Raw genomic sequence first — 15,994 nt, 5'->3', positions numbered from 1 at the left:
TGACCGTCTGGCTTGGCTTGTCGCCGCGGTAGCGGCGGCCGGGGCCGCCTTGCGGGCCGGCCTCGACCTCGACGCGAATATCTCGCCGGGGTGATTCGACGGTACACCGTGACCGCGAGGAGTGAGCTTGCGAGCCCCGCAGTCGCGAACCGGTGCCGCTCCGTGAGCGCTGGAGGAAACCCTCCGGGGACGCCCGCGGCTCGCCCGTCGTGCCAGCGTGACGGCGGATTCGCGCCCGGTTCCCGACCTGTCCGGTCAAACAGGGCGGAAAGACCCGGCGCGGAAATACATCCGCGCCACCACGCATACCGTAGCCGGTGTTGCTGAGAGCGCGCTGTACGTCCGCTCGATATTTCCTTACGCCAATGCGCAGGATCGGTCCCCAGGGCCGCCCGACAGCGGGGCAAACCGGTCTCGATCGGGCCGGTGGGCCGCCCGGATCAGGCGCGGGCGTAGACCTCGGGCTTGAGCACCCCGACGAAGGGGAGTTCCCGGTAACGCTCGCCGAAGTCGAGGCCGTACCCGACGACGAACTCGCTCGGGATGTCGAAACCGACGTACTTGACCGGGACGGTGACCTTGATCGCGTCCGGCTTGCGGAACAGGGCGACCACCTCGACGCTCGCCGCCGAGCGGGATTCGAGGTAGCGCAGCAGCCAGGAGAGGGTCAGCCCGGAGTCGACGATGTCCTCGACCACCATGACGTGCCGGCCGGCGATGTCCCGGTCCAGGTCCTTCAGGATGCGCACCACGCCCGAGGAGGTAGTGCCCTGGCCGTACGAGGAGACGGCCATGAACTCCAACTCGGCCGGGGGGCCGTGCCGGCCCAGCGCCCGCGCGAAGTCGGCCATGAACATGACCGCGCCCTTCAACACGCACACCAGCAGCAGCCCGTCGGTCACCGAGGCGTAGTCGGCCGCAACCTGCTTGGCCAGTTCCTCGGTCTTCTCGCGGATCTGCTCCTCGGTGATGATCACGTGGTCGATGTCGGCGTCGTACCAGGAGGAGCCATCAGCCATGCACCTAGCCTGCCGTACGCCGGTAACGGCCTGTCGCCGGGGCGGCCAGTTCGTGACGTGACCACCCCGGCGGAGTCGCCGAGCATCGGACAGACCGGTCAGTAGGTGCGGGAACGGCGACCGTGGCCGGCGCTCGCCGGCTCCCTCGGACCCCACTCGCGGGACTCGTGGGTGTCGGCGGTCAGCCCGAACACCGACGCGAGGGCGATGGCCAGCAGGAACAGCATGATGAAGATTTCCATGGCGGCGTGGACCTTTCGGAGAGTCTCGGTTGGTCTGCCGCCGGTGCGCACCGGACGTCCTATTCAGTTTCCGCCGGCCGCGAACAGTCGGACAGTGGCAGAAATGACAGACATCCTCGATTTCCTGCCACTATCGGGTTACCCTCGCCACATGCTGAGCAAAGTCGCGGTGATCGCCCTCGACCCGGTGGCCGCGTTCGAACTGGGCGTGCTCTGTGAGGTGTTCGGCACCGACCGGAGCGCCGACGGCTTCCCCACCTACCGCTTCGACGTCTGTTCCGTCGACGGCAAACCGGTACGCAGCCGCTCCGGGTTCGACGTGGTCCCCCACGCAGACCTCACCCCGACCGAGGACGCCGACCTGGTCGCCGTCCCGGCGTACGGGGACAGCGGGGGCTTCCCGGAGCCCGTGCTGGAGGCGCTGCGCCGGGCACACCAGCGCGGGGCGTACGTGCTCAGCGTCTGCTCCGGTGCCTTCGTGCTCGGCGCGGCCGGGCTGCTCGACGGGCGCGAGTGCACCACCCACTGGAAGTACGCCGACCAGCTCGCCGCACGCCACCCGCTGGCCCGGGTCCGGTGCGACGAGCTCTACGTCCAGGACGGCAACCTGCTCACCGGTGCCGGCACCGCCGCCGGCATCGACGCCTGCCTACACCTGGTACGCCAGGAGCACGGCTCCGCCATCGCCACCAAACTCGCCCGACGGATGGTCGTACCCCCGCACCGCGACGGCGGCCAGTCCCAGTACATCGAGGCCCCGATCCCGCGTACGCCGGACGCACCCACCCTCGAGCCGGTGCTCGGCTGGCTGGTCAGCCACCTCGACCAGAACCTGACCGTCGACGAGTTGGCCGCCCGGTCGCACATGGCACCGCGTACGTTCGCCCGCCGGTTCCGGGCCGAAACCGGCACCACCCCGCACGACTGGCTCACCAACCAGCGGATCCTGCTCGCCCGGCGGCTGCTGGAGGAGACCGAACTCGGCGTCGAGGCGGTGGCGACCCGGGCCGGGTTCGGTGACGCGGCCACCCTGCGCCACCACTTCACCCGCCGGGTCGGCACCACCCCGCACGCCTACCGCACCCTGTTCCGCGAACGGGTCTGACCGGCGACAGTTACAGCCCGGTCAGTAGACGACCGCGCAGCCGTCGGCGCGGGGATCGGAACCGGCGACGTAGCCGCCCTCCGGCAGCCGCCAGATCGCCTGGCCGTAGCCGAACGGCGGGGAGTCGTCGTCGTCCGCCACCGCCAGCGCGTGACCCCGCTGACGCAGCTCCCCGATCGCCATCGGCCCGGACCGCAGGGTGAGCAGGTCCGGCTCGACCAGCACCGAGCGGTCGCTGTGCCAGTACCAGCGGGGCGCGTTCAGCGCCGCCTGCGGATCCAGCCCGTCGTCCACCGTGTGCGACACCAGTTGCAGGTGCCCCTGCGGCTGCATGTGCCCACCCATCACCCCGAACGGGCCGACCGGTGCGCCGCCGCGGGTCAGGAAACCCGGGATGATCGTGTGGTACGGGCGCTTGTTCGGCGCCACCACGTTCGGATGCGCCGGGTCGAGGCTGAAGCCGGTGCCCCGGTTCTGCAGCCCGAAGCCGAAGCCGGGCAGCACCACGTGCGAGCCGAAGGCCAGGTAGTTGGACTGGATCAGGCTCACCATCATCCCGCCCGAGTCGGCGGTGCAGAGGTAGACCGTGCCGCCCCGCCCCGGGGTGCCCGGCTCCGGCGTACCGGCGCGGTCGCCGACCAGCGCCCGGCGGCTGGCCGCGTACTCGGGGCTGAGCAGTTGCTCGATCGGTACGGACACCTTCTCCGGGTCGGCCACGTACGCGTGCGCGTCGGCGAAGCCGAGCTTCATCGCCTCGATCTGCCAGTGCAACCGGTCCGCCAGCGACATGCCGGCCAGGTCCACCCCGTCGAGGATGTTCAGCGCCAGCAGCGCCGCCACCCCCTGCCCGTTCGGCGGCAACTCCCAGACCTCGTGCCCCCGGTAGTCGGCCCGGATCGGCTGGACCCAGCTCGACGAGTGCCCGGCCAGGTCGTCGGCGGTGAGCAGGCCACCGGTCCGGGCCGCGTACTCGGCCAGAGCCTGGGCGATCTCCCCCCGGTAGAACGCGTCCGCGTTGGTGGCGGCGATCCGGCGCAGGGTCCGCGCCGCGTCCGGGTTGCGCCACCGCTCGCCCGGCCGGGGCGCCCGCCCGCCGTCGACGGTGAAGACCCGCGACCACTCCTCGAACTCCGGGCCGGTCAGACCGGCCTGCACCTCGACCGACCGGGCCCAGCCGGCGGCCACGTTCGGCGAGACCGGATAGCCGTTCTCGGCGTACCCGATCGCGTCGGCGAACAGGTCGGCGAAGGGCAGCACCCCGAACCGGTCGTGCAGGTCCCGCCAGCCCGCCGGGGCACCCGGCACCGTGACCGGCAACCAACCCCGGGCCGGCATCCCCGGGCCGGAGCCCTGGGCCCCGCCGAGCGCGTCCACCGGTTCCGCTCCCCGGCCACCGGTCGCGGCCAGCACCGCGTCGAGGGTCAGGGCGGACGGTGAACGCCCGGAGGCGTTCAGGCCGTGCAGCCGCTCACCGTCCCAGACGATGGCGAACAGGTCACCGCCGATGTCGTTGGAACCGGGTTGGACCACGGTCAGGGCGATCGCGGTCGCCAGCGCGGCGTCGACCGCGGTGCCGCCCTTGCGGAGTACGGCCAGCCCGGCCGCGGCGGCAAGGGGCTGGCTGGTGGCTACCGCACCGTGCGGCGCGAAGAGAGGTTGACGGGGATGTGCCATGCCCCCTGTCTACCCCCTGCTCAGAGCGTCACCGCGTCGGGCCACCGTTATTGCCCCGGGCAGGTGTACCGGCCCCTGCCCGTGCCAGTCGGTGAGCAGCGCGTCGAGGGCGGCCACGTGCCGGGCGGACAGCGCCGCCGCCGGTACGCCCAGCTCCAGCGCCCACCGGTGCAGCACCCGCGTACGCACCGCGCCCGGTAGTCCGACCAGCTCCGGCACCGCCAACCGTGCCGGGTTCTCAGGATCCGTACGCGCCGAATCCAGGGCTTCGGCGGCCAACCCGTCCAGTACGGCGGTGTCCTCGGCGATCAGCCGCGCGGTCCGGGCGAGGTTCGCCACCACACCCGTACCGAGGGTGGCGACCAGGGCCGGCATCAGGTCCGCCCGTACGCGGGCACGGGCGTAACCGGGGTCGGTGTTGTGCGGGTCCTCCCACGGGCTCAGCCCGAGCGCGGCGCACGCCTTGCGGGTCTGGTCCCGGTCGACGTCGAGCAGCGGCCGGAGCAGCGGCACGCCGTCGAGATCCCGCCGTACCGGCATCCCGGACAGGCCGTGCGGGCCGGCGCCACGGGCGAGCGCGAGCAGCACCGTTTCGGCCTGGTCGTCCCGGGTGTGCCCGAGCAGCACCGCCGCCGCGCCGTGCCGCCGGGCGACCTCCACCAACGCCTGGTAGCGGGCCTGCCGGGCAGCAGCCTCCGGCCCACCCGGACGGCCGGCGACCACCACCGTGGCGACCTCGACCGGATCGAGCCCCTGCCCGGTCGCCCACCTGACCACCTCCAGGGCGCGTTCCGCCGAACCCGGCTGGAGACCGTGGTCGACCGTGACCAGCCCGGCGGTTAGCCCCAGCCGGGGTGCGACGAAGGCGGTGGCGGCGGCGAGGGCGAGTGAGTCGGCTCCCCCCGAGCAGGCGACCAGGATCGGACCGGGTGGGCGTACCCCGGTCAGAGCCTTACGGACCGCGGCCCGGACGGCCGCGACCGGCGGGGCGAGCGCGGCCATCGGGCTGGGTCAGCCGGCGGCCGACGAGCGGCCGACCGAGCCGTGCACCCGGGCCACCCAGGCGTCCGGGTCGGCCAACTCCTCCAGCCGGGGCAGGGTCAGCGGCGAGCTGAAGACCCGGTTGAAGCCGTCCATCCCTACCCGGTCCACCACACCGTGGACGAACTTGCGTCCCTCGGCGTACTGCCGCATCTTCACGTCCACACCGAGCAGTTTGCGGATCGTCTTCTCCAGCGGGTTGCCCGACTCGCGGCGACGGTTGAACTTGGACCGGATCCGCTCGACGCTCGGGATCACCTCCGGGCCGACCCCGTCCATCACGAACTCCGCGTGCCCTTCCAGCAGCGTCATCAGCGCAGTCAGCCGGTCCAGCACGGCACGCTGGCCGGGCGTCTGCACGATGTCCAGCACGCTCGCCCGGCTGTCCGGGTTGCGCACCGAGTCGGCCAGCGTCGCCACCCCCCGGCGCAACCGGTCGGCGAAGTGCTCACCGCCGGCCTGCGAGGCGTCGACGAAGGCCTGGACCTCGCCGAGGAAGTGCCCGCGCATCCACGGGACGGCGGTGAACTGGGTGCGGTGGGTGACCTCGTGCAGGCAGACCCAGAGCCGGAAGTCGCGGGGTTCCGCCTCCAGCTTCCGTTCCACCTCGACGATGTTCGGCGCGACCAGGAGAAGCTGTCCCGGATCGGCGGAGAAGACCTCGTACTGGCCGAGGACCCGCCCGGAGAGGTAGGCGAGCACCGTACCGGCCTGCACGCCGGTGAGGCGGGAGCCGATCGCGTCGCTGATCACGCCGGGCTGCTTGTCACCGGAGAGCCGGGTGACCAGCGGGGTGATCACCTCACGCAGGCCGGCGATGTTGGTCGCGGCCCAGTCCCGGCGGTCGACCACCCGTACCGGCGGGTGCGCCACCTGGGACCGCAGCCCGGTGTACGCGACCACGTGACCCGCCGCCTCGTCGGTCAGCTGCCGCAGGTCGCCCACGACCTCGGTGGCTTCGTCGTACGAGACCTTCGGTCCCGACTTTCCCAGCGCGCCCGCGGTGGCGGCGGCCAGATCCCAGTCCACGAACTGCGCCATGGCACCCACCGTACCCGCGCCCGCACAACCTCACCCTTGTCGTACGCGGATGGGCGGATTGTCGTACGCGGATGGGCCGGTGCCGTCTCCGGTCAGCTACCGCAGCCGCAGGAGGCGAGGGCGGCGGCGATCCGGTCCAGCGGCGGCTGCGCCTGTTCGCTGTCGACCGGCACCTGGTCCGCGAGTACGGAGAACGCGAGCAGCCGGCCCTGTGCCGTGGTCACCACCCCGGCGATCGCGTGCACCCCGGTCAGGGTGCCGGTCTTCGCCCGTACCACTCCGATCGCGGCGCTCGCGGCCTGGCCGCCGAACCGTTCGGTGAGCGTGCCGGACCAGCCGGCCACCGGCAGTCCGGCGAAGATGCCGGCCAACTCGGGGCGGCTCCCGTCGGCCGCCAACGCCAGTACGTCGGTGAGCAGTTCGGGACTGATCCGGTTGTTCCGGGACAGGCCGCTGCCGTCGCTGAGGGTGCTCTGGTCGGCGGGGAGCTTCAGCTCGCCCACCACCGCGTCCATCGCGGCGGCGGCACCGTCGAACGAGGCCGGCTGGTTGCGGGCCAACGCCACCTGCCGGGCCAGCGCCTCGGCAACCACGTTGTCGCTGTCCGCCAGCATGAACTCGACCAGCCGGCCCATCGGCGGCGACTCGACCCGGCCCAGTTCGGTGCCGGGGGTGGCCTGTCCCGTAGCGGGGCTGGCCTGGTCGGTGCCGGGGCTGGCTTCGGAACCGGCGGGCGGGGCGGCCGCGTCCGGCGGTGCACTGCCACGGGCCACCGCGTTCACCGCGGCTGTCGGCAGTCCGAGTGCCCGGGCGAGGGCGCGGCCGGCGGCGATGTCGGGGTTGGCGTACCGTTCGGCGCCCTTGACGTTGTCCTTGGGGTCGACCCGGCCGCCGTCGGTCATCAGCGCGGTGATCGGCCCGGCGAAACCACCGGTCGGGATGTCGGCGTCCCAGCCCGGCCCGTAGACCGGCTTCGGGAACAGCGACGAGTCGACGGTGACCTTGGTCGGCGCGACCCCGCCCAGTGCCTGTTTCACCTGGGCCGCGAGCTGGTCGAGCCGACCGGCGCCGGGGTAGATGCCGGTGGCGTTGATCGCGAGCGTCGGGTCACCGCCGCCGACCAGGACCACCTCGCCCGGTGCCGCCCCGGCCACCGCCCGGGTCGCGATCCGGTACGCCGGGCCACGGGCCGACAGCACGGTCGCCGCGGTGATCAGCTTGGTGGTGGAGGCGGGCACGGTCAGGGTCTGCGGACCCTGGCCGTAGAGCAGTTCACGGGAGGCCACGTCGACCACGGCCACGTGCACCGAGGGGCCCAGCACGTCGGCGCCGACCAGCGGGTCGAGCACCGTACGCAGGCCGTCCGGGGTGGGGACGGGGGCGCTGGTCCCGGCGGCGGCGAGCACCGCGCCGGGCGGCGGCTCCGGCGGGTCGGCGGCGATGGTCGGCGCGGGTTCGGTCTGGCCCATCCAGCCGGCCACCGGCCCGGGCTTGACCACCACCACCCCTGCGCCGGCAAGCGCCAGCGCGACGACGGCGGTGAGCCCGACCAGCAGCCCGGTCCGCCGCCGCGCCGGACGGGCCGGTGGCGGCGTGACCGGATCCGGCGGACCGGCCGCCGGGGGTGCCGGCGGTGTCGGCGGGATCCCGGCCCGACCGGAAGCACCGTCTTCCGGGGACCGCATCGCCGGTACGCTCGCCCGTCCGGAACCACCGTTCGCCGAAGGTGGCGCGGGCGGCACGGTCGCCCGACCGGCGCCGCTGTTGGTCGAGGGCGGCGCGGGCTGGACGGTCGCCCGACCGGCGCCGGTGTTGGGCGGCGTCACGGTCGGGTACTGGGCCGACGGGTAGGTGGTGCCGGAGACTCCGGCGGGTGGCACGACCGCCCGGCCCTGCGAGGCGGGCTGGACCGGCCGCGCCGCCCCGGAGGCCGCTGCCGGACCGGAGAGGTACGCATCCGCCGGGCCGCTCTGGTTCGGCGCGGGCGGCGGAACACTCGCCCGGCCCGGTGCCGACCGGCCACCCGGTGGCACCTGGGCGGCTTGCGGGTGATGGGGTAATGGCTGCTCGGGCCAGGAGGGCCCGGCCGGTGGTGGCTCGTTCACCCACCCCGAGTGTGAATCTTCACTCTCCACCGGCCCCTCCTCCCAATCGGTAAATGGCTCTAGGTGACACTACTTCCGTCCGAACACTAAGCGGCGCCCGGATCGAGCGAGTGGGACAACACTCCTCCCGGTACACGCCGCCTAGATTCCGTTAGCCAGCGTCGGCGAACGAGGGAGCGTGGAAGATGGATTTCGACGTCACGGTTGAGATCCCGAAGGGTCACCGCAACAAATACGAGGTCGACCACGCGACCGGCCGGATCCGGCTGGACCGTACCCTCTTCACCTCGACCCAGTACCCGGCGGACTACGGCTTCATCGAGGGCACCCTCGGTGAGGATGGCGACCCGCTCGACGCATTGGTGCTGGTACCCGAGCCGACCTTCCCGGGTTGCCTGATCCGCTGCCGGACCATCGGCATGTTCCGGATGACGGACGAGAAGGGCGGCGACGACAAGGTCCTCTGCGTGCCCTACGAGGACCCGCGCCAGGAGCACCTGCGCGACATCCACCACCTCGGCGAGTTCGACCGGCTGGAGATCCAGCACTTCTTCGAGGTCTACAAGGACCTGGAGCCGGGCAAGTCGGTGGAGGGCGCGACCTGGGTCGGCCGTACCGAGGCCGAGGCGGAGATCCGGGCGTCGTACCGGCGCCAGCAGGAGGCCGTGGAACGCGGCGAGGGCCTGCCGCACTGATCACGTACTGAACCCGCCGGCCGGAGCCCGGCCGGCGGGGAGCAGGCCGGCGGGTTTCAGCCGAGCAGGCCGCGTACCTGGGCGTAGAGGCCGAGGACCGCGCAGGCCACCGGCACCACCGAAACCACCATCAGGGTGTCGACCAGGTCGGCCGCCCGACCGAGGTACGGCGACGGGGCGCGGTTCGCGTACGTCGCACCCGCACCCACGGTCACCAGAGCGAGTACCAGCCCCGCCCCGGTCAGCAACAGCAGGCCGTTCGCGCCGGAGCGGGTGACCAGCGCCAACCCGAGCACCACGAAGCCGAGGATGCCGGCGACCACCATCGGCAACCGCTGACGGAACGTGACGAACAGCCGGGAGCGCAGCAGCAGGGCCGCCGCGGCGACCGCGACCAGTAGCCGGCCGGCGAAACCACCGGCCACCACCAGCAGCCCGGACGCCACCGTGGCGAGCACCGCATGACCGATCAACATGCCGGTGAGCAGTTCCTCCGTACGGGCCACCGCGGCGAAGACCCGGTTGCGTTCCGGCCGCTCGCGGGCCCCTTCGAGCGAACCACCGGCCGCGGTGAAGCCCTCGCTGCCGTCGGTGCCGGCCGGCAGGGTGATCGGCGGCATCGGCAGCTTGCCGAACCGGATCGCCAGCAGCGGCAGCACCCCGATCCCGCAGACCAGCACCGAGAGCAGGACCGCGGCGGCGCCACCGGCGCTGAGCACGAACCCGCCCAGCGCGGTCAACGCACCGAGCAGGCCGACCGTGGCACCGGCCGCGAAGACCCGCAGGCCCGCGGCCACCCCGACCGCCCCGAGTACGGCGACCAGCAGCACCGCCACCGACCCGGCCAACGCCTCCGGCGCACCGAGCCAACGCACCGGGCCCAGCACGCCGGCCGGGTCCCCGGAGGCGATCAGCATGGCGCCGCCGAGGAACGCGTACGGCAGGGCGTAGCCGCCCAGCGCGGCACCGGCCGGCGCGTCCCCGTACGCGCGGGAGGCCACCACCCCGGCGAGCGCCAGCAGCACGGCGATGCCGAGCGCGGCGACCGAGGCACCCCGTGCCCCCGGCCCACCGGCAAGTACGGCGAACAGCCCGACGGTGAGCAGGGCACCCGCCCCGGCGAGGCTCGCCGCCCTGGTGGCCGCACCGGACCAGGCGGCACCCCGACGCCTCGCCCCGTCGGCGATCGCCTCGACCACGTCGTCGTACTCCAACTCGGGCCACTGCGCCCGGGCGGGTACGAGATGCAGGACGTCGCCGTCGCGTACGCCCTGGGGTAGCAGGGCCTGGCCGGCGAGCAGCGCGGCGCCGTCGGTACGCCGCAGCACCCAACCGCCGTGGCGTTCGCCGTCGTCGGCGAGCCCGTCACCGGCGTGTCGCAACACCTCGGGCAGCAACTCGGCGAGCGGAAGGTGTTCGGGCAGGGCGACGTCCACCCGGCGTTGGGGCGCGCTGATGGTGACCCGGGCGAGCCCGCTACTCATCGACTTTCCTCCATCACCGGCCGGCCACGGCTGCGCGGACGACCGCACTTTACCTACCATGGGCCGGGCTTGGTCGACCGAGCGTCAGGGGGAGATCGGATGAGCGGACTCGGCGAGGCGGGGGCATGAGCACGATCGTCATCAAACGGCCGCCCCGACGGCCGGCACCGGACATCCCCACGGGCGAGTTGCCGGTCGACCCTCCACCGGAGATCCCGGCCGCCGCCGGTGGCCGGATGCAGCAGCTCATGATGGTGCTGCCGATGCTCGGCGGCTCGGTCGCGATGGCGATGATGTTCGGTCGCGGCGGTGGCGCGTACTCCTACGTGGTCGGTGCGATGTTCGGTGTGTCGTCGCTGGCCATGCTCGCCTCCTCGTGGGGCAGTGCGTCCGGCAGCCCGAAGAAGGCCGAGATGATGGCCGCCCGCCGGGAGTACCTGCGGCACCTGGCGACCCTGCGCCGCCGGGTCCGGGAGACCGCCGGCAAGCAGCGCGCCGGGCTGTTCTACCGGCACCCCGACCCGGCCCGGCTCTGGTCCACGGTGGGCAGTCACCGGGTCTGGGAGCGCCGGCCCGGTGATCCGGACTTCGGCGTGGTCCGGGTCGCGGTCGGCCCGCAGACGCTGGCGACCCCGCTGATCCCGCCGGTCACCCGGCCGCTGGAGGACCTGGAGCCGATGACCGCCGGTGCGCTGCGCCGGTTCCTGGACGCGTACGCGGTGGTGCCGGACCTGCCGGTCGCGCTCTCCCTGCGCGCCTTCGCCCGGGTCTTCGTACGCGGCGAGGCGACCCGGACCGAACTCGGCCGCCCCGAACTGGGCTGGACCGACACCGGCCGGACCGACCCCGGCACCGGCGCGGAAGGACCGCAGGCCCTGGCCCGGGCGATGCTGACCCAGCTCGCCGTCTTCCACGCCCCGGACGAGCTGCTGATAGCGGTCTGCGCCGGGCCGGAACGCCGGCCGCTGTGGGAGTGGCTGAAGTGGCTGCCGCACGCCCAGCACCCGGACCGCTCCGACGCCCTCGGCCCGGTACGCCTGGTCGCCAGCTCCGCCACCGAACTCGAAGCACTGCTGGAGGACGTGCTCGGCAACCGGTCCCGGTTCAGCCCGGCGGGTCCGGCGACCGACGGGCCGCACGTGGTGGTGGTCCTCGACGGGGGTGACCTGACCGGTGCCGCCGCGTTGATCAGCGACGGTGGCATCGACGCGGTGACCATCATCGACCTGGACAGCCCGCCGCCCCGGCTGCTGGACCGCTCGATGCTGGTGCTGGAGGTACGCGGCGGCCGGCTGAACACGTACACGATGGACGGGCAGGCCGAGGTTGGCACCGCCGACCGGCTGACCGTGGTCGAGGCCGAGGCGGTCGCCCGGCGACTCGCCCCGCTGCGGCTGGCGGCGGCCGGCAAGGGCGGCGCCGACACCCCGCTGAACGCCGAGATGGGCCTCGCCGAACTGCTCGGCATCGGTGACCCGGACAACTTCACCACCGTGCAGGGCTGGGCGCCGCGACCCGGACGGGACCGGCTGCGGGTGCCGATCGGGGTGGCCGGCGACGGCGGCGCGATCGAGCTGGACCTGAAGGAGTCGGCGCAGGACGGCATGGGCCCGCACGGGCTGCTGATCGGCGCGACCGGCTCGGGCAAGTCGGAGCTGCTGCGTACGCTCGTGCTCGGGTTGGCCGCCACGCACTCGTCCGAGGCGCTGAACTTCGTGCTGGTCGACTTCAAGGGTGGCGCGACCTTCTCCTCCCTGGACCGGTTGCCGCACACCGCCGCGGTGATCACCAACCTGGCCGACGAGCTGCCGCTGGTCGACCGGATGGTGGACGCGATCAACGGCGAGCTGATCCGTAGGCAGGAACTGCTCCGCCGGGCCGGCAACTTCGCCAGCCTCCGCGACTACGAGAAGGCCCGCGGCGGTGGTGCGGCGCTCGCCCCGCTGCCGTCGCTGCTGATCATCTGTGACGAGTTCTCCGAGCTGCTCTCCGCCAAGCCCGACTTCATCGACCTCTTCGTCCAGATCGGTCGGCTGGGCCGGTCGCTCGGCGTACACCTGCTGCTGGCGTCGCAGCGGCTGGAGGAGGGGCGGCTGCGCGGGCTGGACACGCACCTGTCGTACCGGATCGGGTTGCGTACGTTCTCCGCGCTGGAGTCGCGGGCGGTGCTCGGTGTGCCGGACGCGTACGAGCTGCCGCGCTCACCGGGGCACGGTTACCTCAAGTTCGGCACCGAGCCCCTGGTCCGGTTCAAGGCCGCGTACGTCTCCGGCTCCTTCCGCCGGGCCGGGCTCGGCGGTGCCGGCGGCGGCCAGTCCGGTGCGCCGCGCCTGCTGAACTACTCGACCCACTTCGTGCCGGTGCCGGACCCGGTGACCACCGCCGAGCCGGTGCCGCAGGAGGTGCCGGCCGGGCAGAGCCTGCTCGACGTGATGGTGTCCCGACTGGTCGGCCAGGGCCCGCCGGCCCACCAGGTGTGGCTGCCGCCGCTGGCGCAGGCACCGGCGCTCGACGAGCTGCTCGGCCCGGTGGTCACCGACCCGGTGCGCGGGCTGACCTTCGGCAACCCGGAACTGCACGGTGGCCTCCAGGTGCCGGTGGCGCTGATCGACAAGCCGTTCGAGCAGCGCCGTGACCTGCTCTGGCTGGCGCTGGACTCGGCCGCCGGGCACGTCGCCGTGGTCGGTGGGCCGCAGAGCGGCAAGTCGACGCTGCTGCGGACGCTGATCTGCGGGCTGGCGCTCACCCACACCCCGGCCGAGGTGCAGATCTACTGCCTCGACTTCGGTGGTGGTGCGCTCGCCGCGCTGCGTGACCTGCCGCACGTCGGTGGGGTCGCGGGCCGGCTCGACACCGCCGCCGTACGGCGCACCATCGGCGAGATCTCCACCCTGCTCGCCGAGCGGGAGCGGCGCTTCGCCGACCTCGGGGTGGACTCGATGGTGGCGTACCGCAAGCGTCGGGCGGCCGGTGGCGTCGGGCCGGGCACCGATCCGTTCGGTGACGTGTTCCTGGTCGTCGACGGCTGGCCGACGCTGCGCGGCGAGTACGACGACCTGGAGCCGATGATCACCGACCTGGCCACCCGTGGCCTGTCGTACGGCGTACACGTGGTCGGTGCGGCGCCACGCTGGATGGACTTCCGGCCGGCGATCCGGGACCTGTTCGGGTCCCGCCTCGAACTGCGCCTCGGTGACCCGACCGACTCGATCGTGTCCCGGCGTACGGCGGCGAACGTGCCGGAGAAGACGCCGGGGCGCGGGATCACCGCCGAGAGCCTGCACTTCCTGACCGCGTTGCCGGGGCTGTCCAGCCTCGGTGGCGACACACCGTCACTGGTGAAGGCGGTCGCGAGTTCGTGGACCGGTGCACCGGCTCCCCGCGTACGGCTGTTGCCACCGGTGTTGCCGTACGGCGAGTTGGACCTGGCCGGGACGTCCGGCCTGCGGCTGCCGATCGGCATCTCCGAGGCGGACCTGCGGCCGGTCTCGATCGATTTCGCGAGCGAGCCGCACTTCCTGCTCTTCGGCGACGCCGAGTGCGGCAAGTCGTCGTTCCTGCGGGCGCTGGCCACCTCGATTACCGGCCGGTTCAGCCCGGAGCAGGCCCGGGTGATCCTGGTCGACTACCGGCGCAGCCTGCTCGGCACGATCCAGACCGAACACCTGATCGGGTACGGCACCGCGGCCGCCGCCACGGTCGAGCTGATCGAGTCGGCGGCGGGTTACATGTCTCGTCGACTGCCCGGCCCGGACGTCACCCCGCAGCAGCTCAAGGACCGGTCGTGGTGGACCGGACCGGAGCTGTTCGTCCTGGTCGACGACTACGACCTGGTCGCCACCGGCCCGGCGAACCCGCTGCGTCCGCTGGAGGAGTTCCTGCCGCAGGCCCGGGACATCGGCCTGCACCTGGTGCTGACCCGCCGCTCCGGCGGCGCCTCCCGGTCGCTGTACGAGCCGATCATCCAGCGGTTGCGTGAGCTTTCCTCACCCGGCCTGGTGATGTCCGGCGACAAGGACGAGGGCGCGTTGGTCGGTGCGGTACGCCCGGCACCGATGCCACCGGGACGGGGTCGGCTGGTGACCCGCAAGGAGGGAACACGCCTGATCCAACTCGCCCATCTGCCTCCGGTCTGATCGATTCGTCGCGAACGCCCCGCCACCACAGTGAAAAGGGGTAACCTCCGTGCATCACGTGTCCACCGGGGTGAAATGGCCAAGCTGTGACAGGGCTGGTGTACCGAGACCATCGGGCCGGGCCACGGGCTGCCGTGGCGGCGCTGCTCGCCATGCTCGGGATCGGGGTGACGCTCGCCGGGCCGGCGGTGGCCACGGCCGCGCCGCAGGATCCGCTGACTATGCTGCGCGCCCAGCCGGCGGCGCTGCCGATCCGGGCCGACTCGATCCGGGACGAGCAGTGGCAGCTTGACGAGTTCGACGCCAAGTCCCTGTGGAAGGTGTCCACCGGCAAGGACGTCACCGTCGCGGTGATCGACTCTGGTGTGGACGGCACCCACCCGGATCTCGTCGGCCAGGTGCTGCCCGGGCTCGACCTGGTGCAGCCGGGCGGCGACGGGCACACCGACCCGGTCGGCCACGGCACGACGGTGGCCGCGCTGATCGCCGGGCGCAACGACGACAGTCGCGGCGTCGCCGGGCTCGCCCCGCAGGCCAGGATCCTTCCGGTACGGGTGCTCGACGCGCAGAACCGCTACGACGACGCGATGATCGTGGCGAAGGGTCTGCGCTGGGCGGTGGACAACGGCGCTCGCGTGGTCAACCTGTCGCTCGGCGGTGCCGGGAACAGTCCGGCGCTGGCCGCCGCGCTCGACTACGCGTTCGTCCGGGATGTGGTCGTCGTCGCCTGCACCGGCAACCGGGGTGTCTCGCCGTCGACCGAGGTCTGGTACCCGGCCCGGGAGCCGGGGGTGGTGGCCGTGGCCGGCATGGAGCGCGACACCGACGGGCTCTGGTCCGGGTCGATCAGCGGCCCGCAGACCGTACTGACCGCACCGGCCACGGGACTGCTCGGCGCCGGTCGTGACGGCGGCTACTGGCGGGTGCAGGGCACCAGCTTCGCGGCCCCGCTGGTGACCGCCACTGCGGCGCTGGTCCGGTCGAAGTGGCCGCAGATGTCCGCCGCCAACGTGGTGAACCGGCTGATGATGACCGCCCGCGACCTCGGCCCCGCCGGGCGCGACGACCGGTACGGTTTCGGTCTGGTCAACCCGCTCGCCGCCCTGTCGAACCCGGTCGGTCCGGTGGCCGGCAACCCGCTCGACAACAACCCGTCACCCGGTGAGGCCGGCTTCGGTCCGGCTCCGGGTGTGAGCGCGGCGAGCGGCTCCGGCAGCCAGCAGACCGATCAACTCAAGGTCGGCCCGCCGGGTGACCGGATGCGCTGGTCGGCCCGCCCGGCCGGTGGCCTGGAGGGCTCCGCGGGTCAGCGGGGCGTCTGGACCGGCACGGTGGTCCTGCTGGTCGTACTCACCGGCAGTGTGCTGTTGGTGAACCGGGCCCAGTTCGCGCACGCCGTACGGAACCGGTCGTGGCGGGTGCGCCGCCCGTGGGATCGGGTGGCCGCGCCAC

At 72.9% G+C, this 15,994-nt stretch carries 10 protein-coding genes and 1 pseudogene; 4 read left to right on the top strand and 7 right to left on the bottom strand.

Going from position 1 to position 15,994, the window contains the following annotated elements; translation table 11 throughout:
* Nucleotides 1–440: 440 nt before the first annotated feature.
* Together hpt and AB0J90_RS09175 are read right to left on the bottom strand one after the other, a co-directional pair.
* Nucleotides 441–1,019, bottom strand: coding sequence for a hypoxanthine phosphoribosyltransferase (gene hpt / locus AB0J90_RS09180; protein ID WP_363593830.1), 579 nt, complete (start codon nt 1,017–1,019; stop codon nt 441–443).
* Nucleotides 1,020–1,117: 98 nt separating this feature from the next.
* On the bottom strand, nt 1,118–1,261 hold the full coding sequence (locus tag AB0J90_RS09175) for a hypothetical protein (RefSeq protein WP_363593828.1): 144 nt from the start codon (nt 1,259–1,261) through the stop codon (nt 1,118–1,120).
* Between the two features lie 151 nt (nt 1,262–1,412).
* On the opposite strand from AB0J90_RS09175, the gene AB0J90_RS09170 reads away from it, so the two are divergent.
* Complete coding sequence (locus tag AB0J90_RS09170; RefSeq protein WP_363593826.1) at nt 1,413–2,366, top strand: helix-turn-helix domain-containing protein; 954 nt, start codon at nt 1,413–1,415, stop codon at nt 2,364–2,366.
* A 21-nt stretch (nt 2,367–2,387) separates the two neighbouring features.
* Here AB0J90_RS09170 and AB0J90_RS09165 read toward each other — a convergent pair whose 3' ends face one another.
* The 4 genes from AB0J90_RS09165 to dacB all read right to left on the bottom strand — a co-directional run bounded on the left by AB0J90_RS09165 (nt 2,388) and on the right by dacB (nt 7,807).
* Entirely contained in the window at nt 2,388–4,040 is a 1,653-nt protein-coding gene (locus AB0J90_RS09165; protein ID WP_363593824.1) for a gamma-glutamyltransferase family protein, read from the bottom strand.
* Between the two features lie 9 nt (nt 4,041–4,049).
* Entirely contained in the window at nt 4,050–5,042 is a 993-nt protein-coding gene (tilS, locus tag AB0J90_RS09160) for a tRNA lysidine(34) synthetase TilS (protein ID WP_363593822.1), read from the bottom strand.
* 9 nt (nt 5,043–5,051) lie between these two features.
* Nucleotides 5,052–6,122 carry a zinc-dependent metalloprotease gene (locus AB0J90_RS09155; RefSeq protein ID WP_363593820.1) on the bottom strand — a complete coding sequence of 357 codons (1,071 nt, stop codon included), beginning with the start codon at nt 6,120–6,122 and terminating at the stop codon, nt 5,052–5,054.
* Nucleotides 6,123–6,214: 92 nt separating this feature from the next.
* Nucleotides 6,215–7,807, bottom strand: a complete 1,593-nt coding sequence (gene dacB / locus AB0J90_RS09150) for a D-alanyl-D-alanine carboxypeptidase/D-alanyl-D-alanine-endopeptidase (RefSeq protein ID WP_363594349.1) — start codon at nt 7,805–7,807, stop codon at nt 6,215–6,217.
* A gap of 605 nt (nt 7,808–8,412) precedes the next feature.
* Here dacB and AB0J90_RS09145 point away from each other — a divergent pair.
* Entirely contained in the window at nt 8,413–8,922 is a 510-nt protein-coding gene (locus tag AB0J90_RS09145) for an inorganic diphosphatase (protein WP_326561590.1), read from the top strand.
* A gap of 56 nt (nt 8,923–8,978) precedes the next feature.
* Here AB0J90_RS09145 and eccD read toward each other — a convergent pair whose 3' ends face one another.
* The gene (eccD, locus tag AB0J90_RS09140) at nt 8,979–10,406 is read right to left on the bottom strand and encodes a type VII secretion integral membrane protein EccD (protein WP_363593818.1); all 1,428 of its coding nucleotides are present in this window, start codon (nt 10,404–10,406) and stop codon (nt 8,979–8,981) included.
* Between the two features lie 125 nt (nt 10,407–10,531).
* On the opposite strand from eccD, the gene eccCa reads away from it, so the two are divergent.
* Both eccCa and mycP read left to right on the top strand, forming a co-directional pair.
* The gene (gene eccCa, locus AB0J90_RS09135) at nt 10,532–14,542 is read left to right on the top strand and encodes a type VII secretion protein EccCa (RefSeq protein ID WP_363593816.1); all 4,011 of its coding nucleotides are present in this window, start codon (nt 10,532–10,534) and stop codon (nt 14,540–14,542) included.
* A gap of 152 nt (nt 14,543–14,694) precedes the next feature.
* A pseudogene (gene mycP / locus AB0J90_RS09130) lies at nt 14,695–15,903 on the top strand (type VII secretion-associated serine protease mycosin); the annotation flags it as partial.
* Between the last annotated feature and the right edge of the window lie 91 nt (nt 15,904–15,994).

Origin of the sequence: Micromonospora sp. NPDC049523 (assembly GCF_040676775.1) — a bacterium.
Lineage (GTDB): Bacteria > Actinomycetota > Actinomycetes > Mycobacteriales > Micromonosporaceae > Micromonospora_G.
Note: the sequence above shows the minus strand (reverse complement) of the source record. Positions and strands in the feature narration are given on the sequence as shown.